Genomic DNA, 21,003 nt, shown 5'->3' on the forward strand with positions numbered 1-21,003 from the left:
TGGACGATCCCGGCGCGACGGGGACTATGTGCCGGCACGCCGGCCAAAGGCGTAACCACTCACCCTCCCAAGCTTCGCTTGGGCCCCTCCCTCTCTCTTAGAGAGAGGGGTTTCGCGCGACGTCCGACCAAGGTCGGAGACCACCCCTCCCCTACGCCTCCCACTGCCCCCACAGCTTCTCCTCCGCCGTCTTGACCGTCTTGACCGAGGCGTCCTTGACGTGGCCATAGCCGCGGATTTGCTGCGGGATCTCGGCGATCTTCACGGCCAGCGGCAGGCTCTCCACGCGGAGGCCGGCGACCAGGCGATCCAGAGCCACCTCGTAGGACGCGATCAGGCCGCGCTCCATCCGGCGCTCCTCGGTCTTGCCGAAGATGTCGAGCGCCCCGCCGCGCAGGCCCTTCATCCTGGCCATCACCGGGAAGGCCAGATCCAGCATCCAGCCGCCGAAGGCGATCTTCTTCGGCTTGCCGTCGGGGCCCTTGGGGGCCAGCAGCGGCGGGGCCAGCCAGACCTTGGCCTTGCCGCCCTTGAAGGTCCCGGCCAGCTCGGCCGCGAACCGACCATCCGTATACAGACGAGCGACCTCGTACTCGTCCTTGTAGGCCATCAGCTTGTAGAGGTTCGTCGCCGCCGCGCGGGTCAGCGGCAGGGCCGAGTCCGCGCCCGAGACGGCGACCTCGGCGCTACGGACCTTGGCGACCTTATCGGCGTAGCGCTGGGCGTAGGCGGCGTTCTGGTAGGCCGTCAGCTCGCGGATCCGGTGGGCGATCAGGTCGTCCAGCGGCATGGTCTCGGGCGTGGCGACCTTGTCTTCTTTCACCTCGATCGAAGACGGGTCATGGGCGACGCGGCGGCCCAGCTCGAAGGCCTGCAGGTTGGCGTCGGCGTCGACGCCGTTCAGCTTGATGGCCCGATAGAGGGCGCGGCTGGAGACCGGGATCACGCCGCGCTGCCAGGCGAAGCCGACCATGATCATGTTGGCGTAGATCGCGTCGCCGAACTGGCTCTCGGCCAGGTGCTGGGCCGGACAGGCGTCGAAGGTCTGGGTCGCGCCCTTGACCCGCCGGGCCATGGAGCCGCTGTCGAAGCGGATGTCGCGGCTGGTGACGAAGTCGGCGGTGGGGGCGAAGTCGCTGTTGCCGAAGGCCCGCGTGCGGTCCTTGGCGTACAGCGACAGGCCTTCCGGCGAAGCGGCCACAAGCAGGTCGCAGGCGATCAGCACGTCGGTGCTGGCCGCCGGCACGCGGCCGCCGACCACGGTCTCTTCCGTCTCGCCGATCTTGACGTGGCTGAACACCGAGCCGCCCTTTTGCGCCAGGCCCGTCATGTCCACCACGCTGCCGGCGCGGCCGTCGATATGGGCGGCCATGGCCAGGATCGAGGCCACGGTCGTCACGCCCGTGCCGCCGACGCCCGTGAACAGGATCTTGCGCACACCGATCAGCGGCTCGAACTCGGGCAGCGGCGTCGACTCGGCGGTCAGGGCCGCCGGGGTCTTCTTGGACTGGGCGTTCTCCGCGCCTTCCAGGGTGATGAAGGACGGGCAGAAGCCCTCGACACAGCTGTAGTCCTGATTGCAGCTGGACTGGTTGATCTTGCGCTTGCGGCCAAACTCGGTGGCCAGGGGCTCGACCGAGACGCAGTTGGACTTGACCGAACAGTCACCGCAGCCTTCGCAGACCAGCGGGTTGATGAAGACGCGCTGGGTCGCCTTGGGCATCGAGCCGCGCTTGCGGCGGCGGCGCTTTTCGGTGGCGCAGGTCTGGTCGTAGAGCAGCACCGTGGTCCCGGGCGTGTCGCGCAGCATCTCCTGCACGCGGATCAGCTCCGAGCGGGGGAAGATCTCGACGCCGGGCGCCAGGCCCTCGACGCCCTCGTAGCGCTTCAGGTCATCGACGACGATGACGGTCTTCTTGACGCCCTCGGACGCCAGCTGGCGGGTGATCTGGGCCGGAGTGAAGCCGCTCTCGGCGCGCTGGCCGCCGGTCATGGCGACGGCGTCGTTATAGAGCAGCTTGTAGGTGATGTTGGTCCCGGCCGCGATCGCGCCCCGGATCGCCAGCGAACCCGAGTGGTTGTAGGTGCCGTCGCCCAGGTTCTGGAAGACGTGCTTTTCGCTGGTGAACGGCGAGGCGCCGACCCAGGTCAGGCCCTCGCCGCCCATGTGGGTGTTCAGGTCCGTCGACGGGTCGTTGAAGCTGGCCATGTAGTGGCAGCCGATGCCGGCGAGAGCCCGGCTGCCCTCGGGCAGCTTGGTCGAGGTGTTGTGCGGGCAGCCCGAGCAGAAGAACGGCTTGCGGGCCTGGTCGGCGGCCAGGCTGACGGCGGCGACGCCGGCGGCGCTGACCCGGTTCAGATAGGCGCGGGCCCGCTCCATGTGCGGACCGTCGGGCAGGCGGTCGTAGATGGCGAGGGCGATTTCCGCGACCGACAGCGAGCCCAGCTCCGACAACAGCGGCCCGCCCTTCTCGTCGGTCTTGCCGATCACGCGCGGGCGCGCCTGTGCGGGGAGATCATAGAGGGCGGCGCGGGCCTGGGGCTCGATCAGGGCCCGCTTGTGCTCGATGACCATCAGGGTCTCGAGGCCGGCGGCGAAGGCGCGCAGGCCCAGCGGCTCCAGCGGCCAGGGCATGCCGACCTTGTAGATCGAGACGCCCAGGTCGGCGGCCTCCTGCAGGGTCATGCCCATGGCCGTGAAGGCCTCCAGCACGTCCTTGTAGGCCTGGCCCTGGCAGACAATGCCCAGCCGCGCCTTGCCGACGCGAACATGCGAGGCGCCCAGCACCACGCGGTCGATCCCGTTGGCGCGGGCGAAGGCCAGGGCCGCGGGGATCTTGTGGAGCCGCATCCGCCGCTCCTTCTCCATCGGCTGGTCCTTCAGCCGGATGCCGAGGCCGCCGGGCGGGAAGGGGAAGTCGGGGGTGACCAGCTTGTGGCGGTCCAGCGAGACGTCGATGGTGACGCCGCTGTCCATCGTGTCGGCCAGGGCGATCATGCCCGTCCACAGGCCCGAGAAGCGCGAGAGCGACAGGCCGAGAATGCCGTAGTCCAGCACCTCCTGCACGTCGGCCGGCGCCAGCACCGGCATCTCGAAGTCCTGGAAGGCGAACTCGGACTGCGACGGCAGGGTCGAGCTCTTGCAGTTGTGGTCGTCGCCGGCCACCGCCAGCACGCCGCCGGTCGGGAAGACGCCGGCGAAGTTGGCGTGCTTGAAGACATCGCCGGTGCGGTCGACGCCGGGCGCCTTGCCGTACCACATGCCAAAGACGCCGTCGTAGAGGGCGCCCGGGAACAGATTCGCCTGCTGGCTGCCCCACACGGCGGTGGCGGCCAGGTCCTCGTTGACGCCTTCCTTGAAGACGACGTCGTGGGCGGTCAGCAATTTGTTGATGCGCGCGGCCTGCTGGTCGAGACCGCCGAGCGGGGATCCGCGATAGCCGGACAAAAAGCCCGCCGTATTCAATCCTAGCTTGCGATCGAGACGCTTGCGATCCAGCAGGACCCGCAGCAACGCCTGCACGCCAGTGATGAAAGCTCGACCATCTTCGAGCACATATTTGTCGTCGAGCGTGACTTCCGAGTGCCGCATGGCAAAAATTTTCCTCCCGGGTCTTCCCGCCCGTAACGCAATATCTTATAGAAGCGCGGAAATTGTTTGCCCAAGGCGTGCCCGACTCGTGGCCGTTTTGCGCAAGAAGTGAGCGCCAACGCCCGCTGGGGGGAGGAATTTCTTGTCCGAACAACTCGACGCCGTGGATGCCAAGATCCTGGATCTCATCCAACACGACGCCGGACTGTCCGTCGCGGAGATCGCCGAACGGGTCGGCCTGTCGTCCAGCCCGTGCTGGCGCCGGATCAAGCGCCTGGAGGACGCCGGCGTCATCCAGCGTCGCGTGACCATCCTGGACCGCGAGAAGCTGGGCCTGGGCTTCGAGGTCTATTGCACCGTCAAGCTGTCCCTTCCGACCAAGGATAATCTGGACACGTTCGAACAGGCCGTCGCCAAGTGGGCCGAGGTCGTCCAGTGCGCCACCGTGACCGGCGCGGCCGACTACGAGATGCGCATCGTCACCCGCGACATGCGCGCCTTCGACGAATTCCTGCGCGACAAGCTCTTGTCGCTGGGCCTGGTGAGCAACATCGAGAGCCGCATCGTCATCCGCGGCGTCAAGAACTCGACCGCCGTGCCGCTGGGCCTGATCAGCCCGTATGTGAGCCCGCTGGGCTAATCCGACGACGACGCGTGGCGGCCGGGAGCCGTCGCGCGTCGATCTTCCGACAATTTGGGGAGAGGCCACATGGCCCAATCGAGCGCTGGCGGCGCGTCGACGCGACGCGTGCTGGCCGCCAGCCTGATCGGCACGGCGGTCGAGTTCTACGACTTCTATATCTACGCCACGGCCGCCTCGCTGGTGTTCGGGCCACTATTCTTTCCCGCCAGCTCGCCGGCCATGCAGCTGCTGGCCTCCTACGCCAGCCTGAGCGTGGCCTTCATCGCCCGGCCGCTGGGCTCGATCGTGTTCGGCCACTTCGGCGATCGCATCGGCAGAAAGTCGACCCTGGTCGCCTCGCTGCTGATCATGGGCGGCTCGACCCTCTTGGTCGCCTTCCTGCCGACCTATCACCAGGCCGGCTGGATCGCGCCGTTCCTGCTGTGCCTGCTGCGCTTTGGCCAAGGCTTTGGCCTGGGTGGCGAGTGGGGCGGGGCGGCCCTGCTGGCGGTCGAGAACGCCCCGCCCGGCTTCCGCGCGCGCTTTGGCATGTTCCCGCAGCTGGGCGCGCCCGTCGGCTTCATCGCCGCCAACGGCCTCTTTCTGATCCTCGGCGCGCTGCTGACACCCGAGCAGTTCCAGGCCTGGGGCTGGCGGGTGCCGTTCCTGGGCAGCCTCCTGCTGGTCGGGGTGGGCCTGTGGATCCGCCTGAAACTGACCGAGACCCCGGCCTTCCAGGCCGCGGCGCACGAAGCCCCGCCACCCCACGTGCCGGTCGCCGAGCTGATGAAGACCCACGCGCGCGAGACCATCGGCGGCACCTTCGCGGTCGTGGCCTGCTTCGCGCTCTTCTACCTGACCACCGCCTTCTCGCTGGGCTACGGGGTCACTACCCTGGGCTATGGCCGACAGCTGTTCCTGAGCGTGCTGCTGGTCGCCATCCTGTTCATGGCCGCCGGCATCGTCTGGGCTGGGTACTGGGCGGACAAGTCGAGCCCCCGACGCGTGCTGATGGCCGGCTCCCTGCTGACCATCGTCGCGGGCGCGGCCCTGGCGCCGATGATGGGCTCGGGCTCGCTCTGGCTGATCGGCGTCTTTCTTTCGCTGGCCCTGGTGGTCATGGGCCTGGTCTACGGCCCGCTGGGCGCCTGGCTGCCCAGCCTGTTCCCGGCCCGGGTGCGCTATACCGGCGCCTCGATCGCCTTCAATGTCGGCGGCGTGATCGGCGGCGGCATGACCCCGGCCATCGCCCAGGCCCTGGCCACCCACGGCGGGCTGAAGCTGGTGGGGGTCTACCTGGCCGGCGCCGGCGCGATCAGCCTCCTGGCGCTGTGGCCTCTGAAGCGGGCGGACGCGCTCTAGCGCTTAACCCCCGCCTTCCTGGGTCTTGTGCCCAGGACCCATGGACCAGCCAGGCTTTGAGCTCACGGAAGAGCCGCGGACAGGTGGACAAGCGCGCGACTGGCGTTTGAGCGGCGGCGCCATGGGTCCTGGGCACAAGGCCCAGGAAGGCGGTTTCAAACGACCTATTTGCGCAAGACGCCTTTCCCCCGCCCCGCTAAGCTCCGGCCGATCCACCGCTGGAGTTCCCATGATCGACCTCGTCATCGAAGCCCGCCGCAAGAACCTCGGGAATTTCGAGGTCGGCCGGGTGCTGCCGTTCCACGCCCACCGGATGGTCGGGCCGTTCACCTTCCTCGACCACATGGGTCCGGCGACCTTCCAGCCCGGCTTTCCCAAGGACGCCGACGTGCGTCCGCACCCCCATATCGGCCTGTCGACGCTCAGCTACCTGTTCCAGGGCGAGATCACCCACCGCGACAGCGTCGGCTCGCTGGCGGTGATCAAGCCGGGCGAGGTCAACTGGATGACCGCCGGCTCGGGGATCACCCACTCCGAACGCTTCGAGGGCCTGCGCGAGCATGGCGGCCACATGGACGGCATGCAGGCCTGGATCGCCCTGCCCCACGAGTACGAAGAGATCGACCCCAGCTTCACCCACCACGAAGGACCGGCCGACCTGCCCTACTATGAAGAAGGCGGGCTGAAGGCGCGGCTGATCGCTGGCGAGGCGTTCGGCGCCAAGTCGAACGTGCCGGTCTATTCGCCGCTGTTCTACGTCCACTGGGAGCTGGAGCCGGGGACGGTCGCCGCCCTGCCCGCCGAATATTCCGAACGGGCGGCCTATGTCGCCGAGGGCCGGGTCGAGGTCGACGGCCGCGAGCTGACCACCGCCCAGATGGCCGTCTTCGCGCCGGGCGACACGGTGGTCTTCAAGGCCCTCGAGCGCTCGACCGTCATGCTGATGGGCGGCGAGCCGATCGGTCCGCGCTTCATCGAGTGGAACTTCGTCTCCTCGTCCAAGGACCGCATCGAGCAGGCCAAGGCCGACTGGAAGGCCGGCCGCATGAAGCTGCCCGACCTCGACCACGACGAGTTCATCCCGCTGCCCGAGGGGCCTCCGCCGCCGCCCCAGCCGATGTAGGCGAGGCGCGGCGCGGGTGCGCGATTGTCGTCTTCCTGGGCGAGACAGGACGATCGGAGCCCACGCGGACGGCTTATCCGCGCCGCGCGGCGGTTTCACCGATTCTTCTTTTGCGAGAATTTCGCGAGAGCGCCACCCTTAGGTGTTTCCCGGCGATCCCCGCCGGGACGGACCGAGGATGCTCCGATGCCCAATTCCCTCGCGTTGAAGCTCACCGTGTACCAGCCCGCCGTCATGGCCGGCCCCGACGAACAGGTCGGCTTCGAATACGACCTGACGATCGTCGTTCCAGACGGCTTTGACTCCATCGCCAAGGGCGAGGCGGCCTCGGCCACCAGCGCCAAGTGCGACGTGATCCCGGTGACCGGGACCCTGGACTTCCCCAACCCGGCCGCGCCGGTGATCTCTCCGTTCACGGGTCTGGTGTTCGTCTACGACCAGGCGCCGATCATCGGCTTCCCGCTGACCCTGCTGGCCAGCGCCGAGGGCATGTTGCCGTTCAACATGACCATGAGCTTCCCGGCCTCGCCCGTCGACGTCTACAGCGGCGCGATCAAGTTCGGCCAATGGCCCGGCCCGTTCAGCGACATCACGGCGCCCTTCCTCGCCCCCGGCTAAAGTCCGCGCGAGACCCTCGTCCGTCGCCCCGGATCAAGCCGGGGCGACACCTTCTCGGCCCAAGGACGCAGGAGACGGTTGAAAGCGGTTGGGAGAGAAGCCCATAACTCCCCCATGACCGACACAGCCTTCGCCAACTTCGCCTCCCCTCAATTTATTAGGGGCCTGCCCAAGGCCGAGCTGCACATGCACATCGAGGGCAGCCTCGAGCCCGAGCTGATGTTCGCCCTGGCCCAGCGCAACGGGATCACCCTGCCCTACAAGTCGGTCGAGGAGATCCGGGCGGCCTATCAGTTCTCGAACCTGCAGGACTTCCTGGACATCTATTACCAGGGCGCGGGCGTGCTGATCACGGAAGCCGACTTCAAGGACCTGGCCCTAGCGTATTTCCAGCGGCTGGCGGCCGACGGCGGGACGCACGCCGAGATCTTCTTCGACCCGCAGACCCACACCGATCGCGGCATCGCCTTCGAGACGGTGATCAAGGGCCTGCTGGCCGGCATGGACGGGGCGGAAAAGACGCTGGGCGTCACCTCCAAGCTGATCCTGTGCTTCCTGAGGCACCTCTCCGAGGAGAGCGCCTTCGAGACCCTGGAGCAGGCCAAGCCCTGGCTGTCGTCCCTGGCCGGCGTCGGCCTCGACAGCTCCGAGGTCGGCCATCCGCCGGCCAAGTTCGCCCGCGTGATGCAGGCCGCCCGGGACCTGGGCCTCAAGGTCGTGGCCCACGCCGGCGAGGAAGGACCGCCCGAATACGTCTGGGAAGCCATCGATCTCGTGAAGGTCGACCGCATCGATCACGGCAACCGCGCCCTCGAGGACGAGGCCCTGACCGCGCGCCTGGTCAAGGACGGGACCACCCTGACCGTCTGCCCGCTCTCGAACCTGAAGCTGTGCGGCGTCCCCAGCCTCGACGTTCACCCGCTGAAGAAGATGCTGAGCCTGGGCCTGAAGGCCACGGTCAATTCCGACGATCCGGCCTATTTCGGCGGCTATCTGCTGGAGAACTACCTGGCCACCGCCGACGCCGTCGGCCTGACCCGCGACGAGGTGGTGACCCTGGCCAAGAACAGCTTCGCCGGCTCGTTCCTCTCGGACGCCGAGAAGGCCGAGCGGGTGGCGAAGGTCGAGGCCTACGCGGCGGCCCATTGAGCGCCCGCCGATGACCGTCGTCGCCGCCAGCGCCTACGTCCAAGGCAAGCTCGTCCGCGCGCTGAGCCTGGACGATCCTGATAGCCTCACGCCGCGCGATGGCGAGTTCGTCTGGATCGGGCTCGTCGAGCCGGACGAAGGCGAGCTGCGCGTGCTGCGGCAGGCCTTCAGCCTGCACCCGCTGGCGGTCGAGGACGCCCTGACCGCCCGCCAGACGCCCAAGGTCGACGTCTATGGCGAGCAGCTGTTCGTCGTCGCCAAGACGGCGCATCTGGAAAACGACAACATCGTCTATGGCGAGACGGACTTCTTCGTCGGCCCGCGCTTCCTGATCACCGTCCGCCACGGCTCGGCCCGCGCCCACACCGAGCTGCGCGCCCAGTTGGAGGCGGCCCCGGTCCTGCTGGCGCACGGCGTCGACTATGTGTTGCACGCGGTGCTGGACTTCATCGTCGATGGCTACATGCCGATCGTCGACACCATCGAGGACGACCTGCACGCCTTCGAGCGACGGGCCCTGGACGCCTTCCTCAGCCGCGCCGAGATCGCCCGGATCTTCAACCTTCGCCGGGCGCTGATGAAGTTCAAGAAGCTGCTCGGCCCCATGACCCAGGTGGTCAGCGCGCTGGAGCACCACGACCTGCCGTGCATCGACACCGAGGTCCGGCCCTATTTCCGCGACGTGCGCGACCACATCCAGCGCACCGAGATTCTGGTCGACGGCTTGAGGGAAGTGCTGACCTCCGTCTTCGAAATCAGCAGCCTGCTGGAGCAGCAGCGCCAGGGCGCGATCACCCGCCAGTTGGCCGCCTGGGCCGCCATCCTGGCCGTGCCGACGGCGGTGGCCGGCGTCTACGGCATGAACTTCGAGCACATGCCCGAGCTGAAATGGGCCTATGGCTATCCCGCCGTGCTCGCCGGCATCGCCGTGATCTGCGGCCTGCTGTACCGGCGGTTCAAGCGGACGGGCTGGCTCTAGGCCAGCCCCAGCAACTCGTGATGCCGCGCGGCGTCGATCCCGTCGCGCTGCTCTTGGGCCAGCCGGCTCTTGTCGCCCTCGGGCAGGATCAGGGTCGGGCGCTCGTCGGGGGCCTGGAACTGGACCAGCATCCGGGTGCCCAGCGATGTGCCCGGATAGGGCTCCAGCCTGTTGGCCAGCTTGCAGGGGTGCGGCGGCTCGTCCCGGCCGTCTTCCTCGTAGAGGTCGAGATAGCGCTCGAACACCTCGGGCTCGACCTCGGCCCAGACGCCCCAGCCGAAATAGTCGTCCTCGCCGATCAGCGGCACCGGCAGGATGCAAAGGATGAAGAAGCGGTCGCCCCACTGGCAGAGGTCGTCGCTGAACCGCGCCTGGCTCTCTCGCTCCTCTTCGGGGAGGGCCCAGACCTCGTCGGGCAGGGTGAAGCCATGGTCCCGCGACAGCGCTTCGTGGCGGCGGCCGCAGGTCGGGCAATCGAACGCTTTGGCCATCGGAACCTTCGGGCGTGAAAGACGCGCCGAGGATTAGGGCAAGTCGCGGTCCGGCTCTAGCCCAGCGCTTCGCGGAGGGCGTCGCACAGCCGGTCGAGACCCTCGATGTCGAGGCCGGGGTCCAGTTGGATGACCACGGTCGAGGCGGCGATATGGTCCGCGATCGGCGTGTCGTCGGCCTTCACGGTCAGGTCGCGCACGGCGCAGCTGGCGGCCACGCCGGCCTGTCGCAGCTTCCAGGCCACGGTCCCGGCGTCGTCGCTGGGCAGGGTCAGGGCGCAGGTCGGCGAGATCCAGCTCATGCCCCAGCCCGGCTGGAAGCTGACGCCGCTGTCCAGCAGCAGCACCCGCAGCTGCTGAGCGGTGGCGCAGAGGCGGTGGCGCAGGCGGGACCAGGCGACCACGCCGTCGTCGCCGACGAACGGCCGGGCCTCGATGGCGTTGACGGGGCTGGCGTCCTCGCAGGCCACGAACACCCCTTCACCGCTGGGCAGGCCGATCAGCACCGGCACGGGGGCCTCGATCATCACGTCGAAGGCGCCGAAGGCGTCGACCAGAACCGGCAAACCGGTCTCGTCGCGGAAGGCGGCCCAGGCGCGCATGTCCGGCGCGCGGCCGTGGGCGGCGGCGGGGATGATGGCCTCCAGCGGGCCTGGCGCGTGGGGGAGGCGCTCGCGCAGGTGACGCGGGTCGAACATGGCGCTGAACGGATCAACGTCGACCAGCCAGGGCTTCAGGCCCAGCGCGGCGATCCCCGCCAGGGTTTCGAGGTCGGCCAGGGCCGAGACGACGCAGACGCCGCCGGGCCGCACGCCCAGGGCCTTCAGCGTCGCGGCCACGGTGGTCGTCCGGTCGGTGAAAGCCCGGGCGCGAACGGGGCGCGCGAAGCGGCCGGCCAGGCGCTGCTCCAGATCGGAGGCGTAGCCGCGCGCGCCCAACGCCCTGGCGACCGCGTCGAAATCCACCGGCTCGAGACCGATCGAGGCGGGCTCGAGAACGGGCGCGGACAGGGTCGAGGCGGAGAACGGCTTGGGCATCATGGCGTGAACTTGGATCCGCTAAGAACCAGGCGACCCCATGGGGCCGCGCCTTATGGTTAAGCAAACGTATCCAGCGATTCCGCCGCCCCTAATGCGGCGCGCCGTCGCGGCAAAATTGTCTAGCGACTAGGCGATTTTTGCCAGGTTTCGCGCAGTTCGCGCTTCAGGACCTTGCCGATATGGCTGCGCGGCAGGGCGTCGACGAAACGAACCTCCGCCAGCCTCTGGGTCTTGCCGACCTTGTCGTTGACGAAGGCGCGGATGGCTTCCGGATCGGCCTGCCCGCGCGCCGCCACGAAGGCCACCGGCGTCTCGCCCCAGGCGTCGGAGGGCACGCCGACCACCGCCGCCTCGACCACCGCCGGATGCGTGGCCAGCACCGCCTCCAGGTCGGACGGATAGATGTTGAAGCCGCCGCTGATGATCATGTCCTTCTTGCGATCCATCAGGGTCAGGAAGCCGTCCTCGTCGAAGCGGCCGACGTCGCCGGTGCGGATGAAGGTCAGGCCCTCGGGCGAGGTCCAGGTCGCCTCGGCCGTCTTGTCGTCCCGGCCGTGATAGCCGTTCATCATCGAGGCCGAGCGGCCGACGATCTCGCCGACCACGCCGGGGCCGACCTGGACGCCGTCCTCGTCGATCAGGCGGATGTCGTGGCCGGGCGCCGGGCGACCGACCGTGTGCAGCTTGTCCGGATGCTCGTGGGCCATCAGGATGCAGGTCCCGCCGCCCTCGGTCATGCCGAAATACTCCACGAGACCACCGCGCCAGCGGCGCAGCACCTGCTCTTTGAGTTCGGCCGAGAACGGCGCGCTGGTGCAGAACTTCATCCGCGTCGAGGACAGGTCGTAGGCGTCGAAGTCCGGGTGCTCCATCAGGCGGCGGTACTGGACCGGCACCAGCATGGTGTGGGTGACGCGATGCTTCTGGGCCAGCTCCAGATAACGGACGACGTCGAACTTCTTCATCAGCACCACGGTCCCGCCGCCCGCCAGGGTCGGGAAGAAGCAGACCAGCGTGGTGTTGGAATAGAGCGGCGTCGACAGCAGGCTGACCGGCGCGTGGGCATAGCCGATCGTGTCGCCGACGAAGATGTGCTTCCAGCGCATGCCGTGCGACTGGACGATGCCCTTGGGCGTGCCGGTCGTGCCGCTGGAATAGATGATGTTGAAGGGATGCTTAGGCCCGATCTCGACCGGCTCGGGCGTCGCGCCCTCGGGGGCGAGCCAGGCGTCGAAGGCCTCGCCAACTGTAGAGCCGTCCAGCGCGATCTGGCGGACGGGGACCGGCGCGGGCTTCTGGGCTTCGGCGACGCCGGCGTCGAGGAAGAATAGCCTGGCCCCACAATCGGCGACCATGCCGGCGATGGCCTCGGGCGTCGACGACGGCGCGATCGGCGCGACCGCGACCCCGGCCCGCAGGGCGCCGAGGAACAGGGCGGCGTAGGGGATCGAGGACAGGGCGCAGACGGCGACGGCCTCACCGGGCGCGATCCCATCACGCTGGAGCGCGGCGGCGACGCGGTCGGCCAGGGCGTCGAACTGGGCGTAGGTGACGGCCTCGCCGGTCTCCATGACAACGGCGAGGCGGTCGGGGGTCTCCCGCGCCCGCTCACGCAGGATGTCGCCGATGGTCCCGTAGTCGGCGGCGATCATGGCGGCGAGGGTCATGCACTCTTCCTCAAAACGCAGAAACTCGTGTCATCCCGGAAGCCTCGCAGAGGCTATCCGGGACCCAGGGGTTGCGCGAGCGCCGTGCAGGCCGCCCCTGGGTCCCGGCTCTCCGCTTCGCTGCGGCCGGGATGACACGCTAATTTTGAAGCTCCAAGACCGCGATCAAGCGTCCTTGAAGCCCTTGCCCTCGGCGACCAGGCGCTCCAGCAGGGCCGACGGCTTGAAGTCGTCGCCCAGCTCGGCGTGGAACTCGCGCATCTTGGCCAGGATCTTGTCGAGGCCGACGAGCTCGCCCCAGAACATCGGGCCGCCGCGATAGACCGGCCAGCCGTAGCCGTTGATCCAGACGATATCGATGTCCGAGGCGCGGATGGCCTTGCCCTCTTCCAGGATCTTCGCGCCCTCGTTGACCATCGGATAGAGGCAGCGCTCCAGGATCTCCTGATCGGTGATCGTCCGGCGCTGGATCTGGCGCTTCTCGGCGAAGTCGCGGATCACCTGCTCGACGACCGGCGACGGGCTGGCGTTGCGGTTCTCGTCGTAGTCGTAGAAGCCCTTGCCGTTCTTCTGGCCGCGGCGGTCCATCTCGCACAGCACCTCGCGCACGGTCGAGGAGCTGGTCTTGGACGCGTCCCAGCCGATATCGAGGCCGGCCAGGTCGCTCATCGCGAACGGCCCCATCGGCAGGCCGAAGTCGTACAGCACCCGGTCGACGTCCCAGGGCATGGCGCCTTCCAGGATCAGCTTCTGGGCCTCGCGCTGGCGCTGGGCCAGCATGCGGTTGCCGACGAAGCCGTAGCAGACGCCCACTAGGACCGGCACCTTGCCGATGGCCTTGGACAGCTTCATGCAGGTGGCGATCACCTCTTTGCTGGTCTTGTCGCCGCGCACCAGTTCCAGCAGGCGCATGACATTGGCGGGCGAGAAGAAGTGGGTGCCGATCACGCTTTCCGGACGGCTGGTCACCGCCGCGATCTCGTTGACGTCCAGGTACGAGGTGTTGGTCGCCAGGATCGCGCCGGGCTTGGCGATCTTGTCCAGCTTGGTGAAGACCTCCTTCTTGATCTCCATCAGCTCGAACACGGCCTCGATGATCATGTCGCAGTCGGCCAGCGCCTCCATCTCCATGGAGGGCGTCAGCAGGCCCATGCGCTTTTCGACGTCGTCCTGGGTCAGGCGGCCCTTCTTGGCGGTGTTCTCGTAGTTCTTGCGGATGACGCCGACGCCGCGCTCCAGGTTCTCCGACTTGGCCTCGATGATCGTCACCGGGATGCCGGCGTTCAGGAAGTTCATGGCGATGCCGCCGCCCATGGTGCCAGCGCCGATGACGCCGACCTTCTTGACCGGGATCGTGGGCGTGTCGTCCGGCACGTCCGGGATCTTGGCGGCTTGGCGCTCGGCGAAGAACACGTAGCGCTGGGCGGCAGACTGGCTGCCGGTCATCAGCTCCATGAACAGCCGGCGCTCTTCCTTCAGCCCCTCGTCGAACGGCAGGTTCACCGCCGCCTCGACGCACTTGATGTTGTTCTCGGGCGCCATGAAGCCGCGGAACTTCTTGGCGTTGGCCGCTCGGAAGCTCTCGAAGATCTCGGGCTTGCCGCGCGCGGCCTCGACCTTGTCGTTGAGCTCGCGGACCTTCTTGAGCGGGCGGTTCTCGGCCACGACCTTGCGGGCGAAGGCGATGGCGCCAGCGCGCAGGTTCCCCTCCTCGACCAGCTCGTCGAACAGGCCCATGGCGTGGGCGGCCTTGGCCGGGACATGCTGGCCGCTGGTCACCATCTCAAGCGCCTTCTCGACGCCGACGATGCGCGGCAGGCGCTGGGTGCCGCCGGCGCCGGGCAAGAGGCCGATGTTCACTTCCGGCAGGCCCGCCTTGGCCGAGGGGACGGCGACGCGATAGTGGGCGACCAGCGCCACCTCGAGACCGCCGCCGAGCGCGGTGCCGTGGATCGCGGCGACCACCGGCTTGGGCGAATTCTCGATGACGCCTTGCACGTCCTGCAGGCTGGGACCGGTCATGGCCTTGCCGAACTCGGTGATGTCGGCGCCGGCGATGAAGGTCTTGCCATCGCAGATCAGCACGATCGCCTTGACGGCCGGATCGGCGATGGCGGCGTCGAAGGCGCCCTTCAGCCCCTCGCGGACCACGGCCGACAGCGCGTTGACCGGCGGCGAGTTCAGCGTGACGACGCCGACGTCGCCTTCCACGGAGAAATCAGTGACGGCGTTGATCGCGGCCATGCGGCTTCCACCCTTGCTCTATCGATTTATCGGCTTGAACAACCGTTTGAGAAACCCTGCACGCTCCGGCGAAGATGTCCAGACCGCCGTAACGGCGCCCAATTCGGAGGCGCCAGACATTGACGGACGACGATGACATACTGCAAATTCGAACAATAGTTTCAGCCGTGATCACGGGGACCGCCGGCGCGGCGGCGACCGGCCTCTAGCGTTTGTATTTCGGCGAGAATGATCAGGGCTGTTCAGGGCGTTCGCGGTGAAACACGGGCTTTGGACGCGCCTTGCACGCGTCCCGATATTTCGAAACTCGTGATCCGCGAGCGCGGCGCGCGTCCCCGGGGCGCTCGACTTCGGTAAGCCCTACTCGGCGCGGGAGCCCCCTCCCGCGCCGGATTTTTGAGACAGGAGATCCTCCCCCTAGCGGGGGAGGTGTCGGCTCGAAGAGACGACGGAGGGGGAAGGGGCAGGGTTAGCAGGACTTCCCCCTCCGGCCCTTCGGGCCACCTCCCCCGCTGGGGGGTGAGGATTTGATTTCACCCCGCCGCTTCCGTCAGGCTCGAATAGACCAGCGTCCGCAGCTCGCGGCGGATCGGATAGGCGCTGGAGGGCATCAGCTGGGTCATGAACACCACCGCCAGGTCCTCGACCGGGTCGATCCAGAAGGCGGTCGAGGCCATGCCGCCCCAGAAGTACTCGCCCAGCGAGCCCAGGTTCTTGGTCCGCGCCTGATCGACGGTCATGGCGAAGCCCAGACCGAAACCCAGCCCTTCGAACACCGCCTCGCTGAACAGCGACTTGGAGAGCTGCGTCAGCTCCTGGCCGCCGGGCAAGTGGTTCATGGTCATCAGCTTGATGGTCTTGGGGCTGATCAGCCGCGCGCCGTCCAGCTCGCCGCCGTTCAGCAGCATGCGGCAGAAGCGCATGTAGTCGTCGGCCGTGGAGACCAGGCCGCCGCCTCCGGACTTCAGCGACGGGTCGGTCAGATAGCGGCTCTTCTCCGGATCATCCTGCAAGACGACCTTGCCCGAGGGCGTCAGGGCGTAGCAGGCGGTGAAGCGGGCGCGCTGCCCCTCGGGGACGAAGAAGCCGGTGTCGACCATCTTCAGCGGGTCGAAGATGCGGGTCTTCAGGAAGACGTCGAACGGCTGCCCCGAGATCGCCTCGACCAGATAGCCCAGCACGTCGGTGGCGACGGAATAGTTCCAGGACTCGCCTGGCGAGAACTCCAGCGGCACGGTCCCCAGCGTGTCGACGAAGGCCTGCAGGCCGCCCTCGCTGTCCACCCCGTCCAGCTTCAGCTTGCGGTAGGCGGCGTCGACATTGGTGCGCTGCTGGAAGCCATAGGTGAGGCCGGCGGTGTGCCGCAGCAGGTCGATCATCCGCATCGGCTCGGTGGTCGGCTTGGTCAGGAAGGCGCCCGGCACGCCACCGTTGAACACGCCCAGGTCCCGCCAGGCCGGGATGAAACGGTGCACCGGATCGTCCAGCGCCACCAGGCCGTCCTCGACCAGCATCATGAAGGCGACGCTGGTGATCGGCTTGGTCATCGAATAGATGCGAAACAGACTGTCGTCCTTCAGCGGCTTTCCCCGCTCGACATCCGCCTGGCCCAGCACCGACGTGTAGGCTAGCTGGCCGCGCCGCCAGACTTGGGTCAGGGCGCACGGAAGCTTTCCGCTGTCTATGTACTTGGCCTGGATAAAGCGATCGATGCGCTTCAAGCGCTCGGACGACATTCCGACGGCTTCCGGCGTGCTCAAGATTTTCTCCCCTTGTCCCTTGTCTTTTTGGCGTCGCCCGAAAAAGCGAGCGCGACATTCCGTCGCAACCCAAACTTTACCCCGATGGGCGCATCCTAATTGAAGACGAGGGAATCAGGATGGGCAAGCACTTGGACGCGGGAGCTGCCTCCAGAACCGAAGCGGCGGCGGCCGATTGGTTCTTCCAGAACAGCCTCGACATGTTCGTCGTGCTGCACGGACGCACCATCGCCCGCGTCAATCCGGCCTGGACCCAAACCACCGGCTGGAACCCCGAGGACTCGCTCGGCCGGCACATGCACGACTTCTTCCACCTGCACGACACGCCGATCATCGAGGACATCGGTCGGATCCTCGAGGCGCGCGGCCAGGCGACGGGAGAGCACCGCCTGGCGCGCAAGGGCGGCGGATGGCTGTGGGTGCGGTCTCAGTCCAAGGTGCTGGAGGGCGGCGACCTGCTGATCGTTCTGCAGGACCGCACCGAGGAGCGGGCCCGCAACATCGCCCGCCAGCAGGCCGAGCGCTCCAACGAGCTGCTGCGCACCGCCACGGGCATCTTCGTGTGGCGCTTCAACCCGCGCAAAGGGATCTACGTCTTCGACCAGGACATCCCCACGCCCAGCCAGCCGGAGGGCGGCGCGCGGACCATGACAGTCACGGAGATGACCCAGTCGATCCACCCCGACGACCGCGACCGCGCTTGGGACGCGCTCTCGCGCACCCTGCGCACCGGCGAGCATGTCGACATCGACTACCGCTATCTGGATCCCCCGACCGGGCGCTGGGCCCATATCCATTCGTCCTGGCGCGGCGTGCGCGGCGCCAGCCACGAGGCCTGGGACGTGATCGGCATCAGCCAGGACGTCACCGAGCTGGTCGAGGCCCGCGACGCGGCCCTGGCGGCCGCCGACGCCAAGAGCCAGTTCCTGGCCAATATGAGCCATGAGATCCGCACGCCGATGAACGGCGTGCTGGGCGTGCTGCATCTTCTGAAGAAGGAGCGGCTTTCGGCCGACGGGCGTCGCCTGCTGAACGAGGCGCTGGACTGCGGCGAGATGCTGTCCCAGCTGCTCAACGACATCATCGACGTCTCGCGGATCGAGGCGGGCAAGCTGGAGCTGGCGGACGAGCCCACCGAGCCGGCCGAGCTCTTGCGCGGCGTCGCCGAGATGCTGCGCCCGCAAGCCGAGGCCAAGGGCCTTTACCTGCGCGTCGAGACGGCCAGCAAGGACCAGGGCGGGGATCTGGGCTGGGTGGTCACCGACCCGCTGCGCCTGCGCCAGGCCCTGTTCAACCTGCTGGGCAACGCCGTGAAGTTCACGCTTGAGGGCGGCGTCGTGGCCCGGCTGTCCGGGCGGCGCGAGGGCGAGCGCCTTCGCCTGCGCTACGAGATCGAGGACACCGGCGTCGGCATCGCGCCCGAGGCCGCCGCCAACCTGTTCGAGCGCTTCAAGCAGGGCGACGGCTCGACGACCCGGCGCTTCGGCGGCTCGGGCCTGGGCCTGGCCATCTGCCGCCGCCTGGCCGAGCTGATGGGCGGCAGCATCGGCTTCGACAGCGCGCCGGGCCGAGGCTCGACCTTCTGGATCGAGATCGAGGCCGACATTGGCGAACCGCCGGTCGAGACCGAGGAGGACGACGACGCGCCGCTGTTCGCCGACCTGCGGGTGCTGCTGGTCGAGGACAACGCCACCAACCGCCTGATCGCCGGCCGCATGCTGGAGGCGCTGGGCGCCGAGGTCAGCCTCGCCGAGGACGGCGTCCAGGGCGTGGCCATGGCCCGCGAGGGCTTCGACCTGATCCTGATGGACATCCAGATGCCGGGGATGGACGGCGTCGAGGCGACCCAGCGCATCCGCGCCCTGCCCGCCCCCGCCGGAACCGCGCCGATCCTGGCCATGACCGCCAACGCCATGGCCCACCAGCAGGCCGGCTACGTCGCCGCCGGCATGGACGGCGCGATCGCCAAGCCCCTGTCCCCCATCGCCCTGGCCCGCGCCATCATCCAGGTCCTGACCGCCGACCGGCCGGGGACGCTGAAGGCGTCGTAAGGGGCGGGCTTACGCCCATGGCGGGCGTTGGAAATGTCCCCAACTGGGCTATGCTCGTCATGAGCGAAGCCTGGGACCGCGGTGCTGGAGACGATGTACTCGAGCTTTTCGCGCTCCAGGCGGCGCGCGAGAGGAAATCCGCGCCCCGATAGCGAGCTCGACGGGAGCCAGAATGGATTTGATCAGCCTGCCGGTGTCGCCCTTCGCGGCGCGGGTCCGTATCGCGATCCATGCCAAGGGGTTGCCGATCGATATGATCCCGCCGCCGGCGGATTGGCGGGAAAGCCGCCATTTCCGGGACCTGTCTCCGACCGGCCGCGTCCCGGTGCTGCTCGATGAGCGCGGACCGATCTGGGAGTCGGCGGTGGTGCTGGAATATCTGGAGGAACGGTTTCCCGAAGCCCCGTCCTTGATGCCCGTCGATGTTTTCGACCGGGCGATCGCGAGGCTGCTCGTGCGCCATGTCGATCTCTATCTGATGCCGCCGATGGTCGCTCTCGCCCGCCCCGCCGTCGACGCCGCGAGCGCCCGCCGAATGGCCGAGGAGCTCCTGGACGGCGTCAGCATGCTCGATGACCTGCTGCGCGGACCCCGGTACGCCTTGTGCGATCGCCTTACGATCGCCGATTGCGCCCTGGCTCCCGCCCTTTTCGCGCTCCACGTGACGGCCGAACGCCTCGGGCTGGACCTGATCGAGCCGGGCTCGACGATCGACACCTACGCCCGGCTTTCACGGCGGGACCCCCATGTGGGACGCGTGATCGAGGAGATGGAGCAAGGCTTGCGCCAGCTCGCGCGGGTCGGCTAGCCGACCGTTGCCGACCAGCGACATGTCAGCCTCCGGCGCGCCGGCGGGTTTGTACGACACGACCCAAGGACCCGCGTGTCCGGGTATCGCCATCGCCTGAAACATTCCTGACAAACCCCGACGTTACGGGAGGCGATTGTCCCTTCACGGAGGGGTAGGCCTTTCGGGCCAGGCTTCGGACGCCTAGATAGGCGGGACGTCCGATCGCGCCGGCCGGCGGGCCCGCGTGTTCTTGGGGTGAGTTGCATGGACGATGGTCGGATCGGCGGAGCGGCGACGGCGCGTTACGCCCGCAAGAAGGAGACGATCCTGGCCGCGGCCACGGCGATCCTGAACCGCCAGGGCGTGCGCGGCATGACCCTGTCCGACGTCGCCGCCCAGGTGGGGCTGAACACCACCAGCGTCACCTACTACTACCGCAAGAAGGACGACCTGGCGGCCGCCTGCTTCATGCGCGGGCTGGAGCGTCTGGAGGCCATGGTCGAGGAGGCCGCCGTCCAAGCCTCGCCCGCCGACCGCATCGTCAAGTTCCTGGATCTCTATCTCGACCTGCACCGAAGCGTGCGCCAGGGCGAGGCCACGCCGCTGACCAGCTTCGCCGAGGTCAAGGCGCTGAAGGAGCCCCTGCGCGGCTCGGTGGTCGAGGCGTTCAACAACCTGTTCCGCCGCGTGCGAAGCTTCTTCGACGACCCGTCCCTGGCCCATCTGGACAAGCGCCAGCGCAACGCCCGCGCCCACCTCCTGATGGAGCAGGTGTTCTGGTCGGGGACCTGGCTGCGCCGCTACGACGTCGAGGACTATGGCCGGGTGCGCGACCGGATGGGCGACATCCTGCTGAACGGCCTGCCCGCCGCCGACCGGACCTGGGCGCCGAGGCCCCTGCCCGACCCGACGCCGCTCTCGCAGGACAACCTGGCGCCCGAGGGGCTGGAATGGCGCGAGACCTTCCTCGTCGCCGCCACCCGCCTGATCAACCAGCGCGGCTATCGCGGCGCCTCGGTCGAGGAAATCTCCGCGGCGCTGAACGTCACCAAGGGCTCGTTCTACCACCACCACGACGACAAGGACGCCCTGGTCGCCGAGTGCTTCGAGCGCACCTTCACCGTCACCCGCCGCTCGCAACTGGACGCCCGCGATCTGGACGCCGACGGCTGGACCCGGCTGGCTTCGACCGCGGCGGGGCTTTGCGCCTATCAGCTGTCCGAGCACGGGCCGCTGCTGCGCGCCTCGTCGATGGGCGCCCTGCCGGCCGAGCTGCGCCATGACATGGCCGACGGCTACGCGCGCGGCTGGCAGCGCTTCGCCTCGATCATCTCCGACGGCATAGCGGACGGCTCGATCCGCCCGATCGACCCCAGCATCGCCGCCCACATGATCAACTCGATGCTGAACGCCGCCGCCTCCCTGCCGATCTGGGTCCAGGGCCTGGAGCGCGAAGAAGCCGCCGATCTGTTCGCGCGGCCGCTGCTGACGGGCGTCTTGGGGTAGGCCGCCTTC

15 protein-coding genes and 1 pseudogene are annotated in these 21,003 nt (G+C 68.2%); 9 read left to right on the plus strand and 7 right to left on the minus strand.

Annotated features, from left to right (window positions below):
• Positions 1–151: 151 nt before the first annotated feature.
• Positions 152–3,592 carry an indolepyruvate ferredoxin oxidoreductase family protein gene (locus J2728_RS14125; protein WP_310000057.1) on the minus strand — a complete coding sequence of 1,147 codons (3,441 nt, stop codon included), beginning with the start codon at positions 3,590–3,592 and terminating at the stop codon, positions 152–154.
• Positions 3,593–3,734: 142 nt separating this feature from the next.
• On the opposite strand from J2728_RS14125, the gene J2728_RS14130 reads away from it, so the two are divergent.
• From J2728_RS14130 to corA, 6 genes are all read left to right on the plus strand, one after another.
• Positions 3,735–4,232: an Lrp/AsnC family transcriptional regulator gene (locus J2728_RS14130; protein WP_013077955.1), complete on the plus strand. Its 498-nt coding sequence runs from the start codon at positions 3,735–3,737 to the stop codon at positions 4,230–4,232.
• A gap of 69 nt (positions 4,233–4,301) precedes the next feature.
• Positions 4,302–5,576, plus strand: coding sequence for an MFS transporter (locus tag J2728_RS14135; protein WP_310000059.1), 1,275 nt, complete (start codon positions 4,302–4,304; stop codon positions 5,574–5,576).
• 229 nt (positions 5,577–5,805) lie between these two features.
• Entirely contained in the window at positions 5,806–6,699 is an 894-nt protein-coding gene (locus J2728_RS14140; RefSeq protein WP_310000061.1) for a pirin family protein, read from the plus strand.
• Positions 6,700–6,885: 186 nt separating this feature from the next.
• Positions 6,886–7,317, plus strand: coding sequence for a hypothetical protein (locus tag J2728_RS14145; RefSeq protein ID WP_310000063.1), 432 nt, complete (start codon positions 6,886–6,888; stop codon positions 7,315–7,317).
• Between the two features lie 114 nt (positions 7,318–7,431).
• On the plus strand, positions 7,432–8,466 hold the full coding sequence (locus tag J2728_RS14150) for an adenosine deaminase (RefSeq protein ID WP_310000065.1): 1,035 nt from the start codon (positions 7,432–7,434) through the stop codon (positions 8,464–8,466).
• Between the two features lie 10 nt (positions 8,467–8,476).
• Positions 8,477–9,445: a magnesium/cobalt transporter CorA gene (corA, locus tag J2728_RS14155; RefSeq protein WP_310000068.1), complete on the plus strand. Its 969-nt coding sequence runs from the start codon at positions 8,477–8,479 to the stop codon at positions 9,443–9,445.
• Here the strand turns inward: corA and J2728_RS14160 are convergent.
• The 6 genes and pseudogenes from J2728_RS14160 to J2728_RS14185 form a co-directional block, all read right to left on the minus strand.
• On the minus strand, positions 9,442–9,936 hold the full coding sequence (locus J2728_RS14160; protein ID WP_310000069.1) for a DUF2199 domain-containing protein: 495 nt from the start codon (positions 9,934–9,936) through the stop codon (positions 9,442–9,444). The genes corA and J2728_RS14160 overlap by 4 nt on opposite strands.
• Positions 9,937–9,992: 56 nt before the next feature.
• Positions 9,993–10,976: a DegT/DnrJ/EryC1/StrS family aminotransferase gene (locus J2728_RS14165; RefSeq protein WP_310000071.1), complete on the minus strand. Its 984-nt coding sequence runs from the start codon at positions 10,974–10,976 to the stop codon at positions 9,993–9,995.
• Between the two features lie 119 nt (positions 10,977–11,095).
• Positions 11,096–12,643 carry a class I adenylate-forming enzyme family protein gene (locus J2728_RS14170; protein ID WP_310000073.1) on the minus strand — a complete coding sequence of 516 codons (1,548 nt, stop codon included), beginning with the start codon at positions 12,641–12,643 and terminating at the stop codon, positions 11,096–11,098.
• A gap of 56 nt (positions 12,644–12,699) precedes the next feature.
• Positions 12,700–12,789 (minus strand): annotated as a pseudogene (locus J2728_RS14175) (hypothetical protein); the annotation flags it as partial.
• 19 nt (positions 12,790–12,808) lie between these two features.
• Entirely contained in the window at positions 12,809–14,887 is a 2,079-nt protein-coding gene (locus J2728_RS14180) for a 3-hydroxyacyl-CoA dehydrogenase NAD-binding domain-containing protein (RefSeq protein WP_310000075.1), read from the minus strand.
• 533 nt (positions 14,888–15,420) lie between these two features.
• On the minus strand, positions 15,421–16,647 hold the full coding sequence (locus J2728_RS14185) for a serine hydrolase domain-containing protein (protein WP_310000078.1): 1,227 nt from the start codon (positions 16,645–16,647) through the stop codon (positions 15,421–15,423).
• Between the two features lie 119 nt (positions 16,648–16,766).
• On the opposite strand from J2728_RS14185, the gene J2728_RS14190 reads away from it, so the two are divergent.
• The 3 genes from J2728_RS14190 to J2728_RS14200 all read left to right on the plus strand — a co-directional run bounded on the left by J2728_RS14190 (position 16,767) and on the right by J2728_RS14200 (position 20,994).
• Positions 16,767–18,698, plus strand: a complete 1,932-nt coding sequence (locus tag J2728_RS14190) for an ATP-binding protein (protein ID WP_310000079.1) — start codon at positions 16,767–16,769, stop codon at positions 18,696–18,698.
• A 172-nt stretch (positions 18,699–18,870) separates the two neighbouring features.
• Complete coding sequence (locus J2728_RS14195; RefSeq protein WP_310000080.1) at positions 18,871–19,506, plus strand: glutathione S-transferase family protein; 636 nt, start codon at positions 18,871–18,873, stop codon at positions 19,504–19,506.
• A gap of 237 nt (positions 19,507–19,743) precedes the next feature.
• On the plus strand, positions 19,744–20,994 hold the full coding sequence (locus tag J2728_RS14200; protein WP_310000082.1) for a TetR/AcrR family transcriptional regulator: 1,251 nt from the start codon (positions 19,744–19,746) through the stop codon (positions 20,992–20,994).
• Positions 20,995–21,003: the final 9 nt, after the last annotated feature.

The organism is Caulobacter segnis, assembly GCF_031454995.1.
GTDB lineage: Bacteria > Pseudomonadota > Alphaproteobacteria > Caulobacterales > Caulobacteraceae > Caulobacter > Caulobacter segnis_E.

Coding starts and splice junctions, on each gene's coding strand:
- J2728_RS14125 (WP_310000057.1), bottom strand. CDS start 3,592: ATGCGGCACTCGGAAGTCACGCTCGACGACAAATATGTGCTCGAAGAT.
- J2728_RS14135 (WP_310000059.1), top strand. CDS start 4,302: ATGGCCCAATCGAGCGCTGGCGGCGCGTCGACGCGACGCGTGCTGGCC.
- J2728_RS14140 (WP_310000061.1), top strand. CDS start 5,806: ATGATCGACCTCGTCATCGAAGCCCGCCGCAAGAACCTCGGGAATTTC.
- J2728_RS14145 (WP_310000063.1), top strand. CDS start 6,886: ATGCCCAATTCCCTCGCGTTGAAGCTCACCGTGTACCAGCCCGCCGTC.
- J2728_RS14150 (WP_310000065.1), top strand. CDS start 7,432: ATGACCGACACAGCCTTCGCCAACTTCGCCTCCCCTCAATTTATTAGG.
- corA (WP_310000068.1), top strand. CDS start 8,477: ATGACCGTCGTCGCCGCCAGCGCCTACGTCCAAGGCAAGCTCGTCCGC.
- J2728_RS14160 (WP_310000069.1), bottom strand. CDS start 9,936: ATGGCCAAAGCGTTCGATTGCCCGACCTGCGGCCGCCGCCACGAAGCG.
- J2728_RS14165 (WP_310000071.1), bottom strand. CDS start 10,976: ATGATGCCCAAGCCGTTCTCCGCCTCGACCCTGTCCGCGCCCGTTCTC.
- J2728_RS14170 (WP_310000073.1), bottom strand. CDS start 12,643: ATGACCCTCGCCGCCATGATCGCCGCCGACTACGGGACCATCGGCGAC.
- J2728_RS14180 (WP_310000075.1), bottom strand. CDS start 14,887: ATGGCCGCGATCAACGCCGTCACTGATTTCTCCGTGGAAGGCGACGTC.
- J2728_RS14190 (WP_310000079.1), top strand. CDS start 16,767: ATGGGCAAGCACTTGGACGCGGGAGCTGCCTCCAGAACCGAAGCGGCG.
- J2728_RS14195 (WP_310000080.1), top strand. CDS start 18,871: ATGGATTTGATCAGCCTGCCGGTGTCGCCCTTCGCGGCGCGGGTCCGT.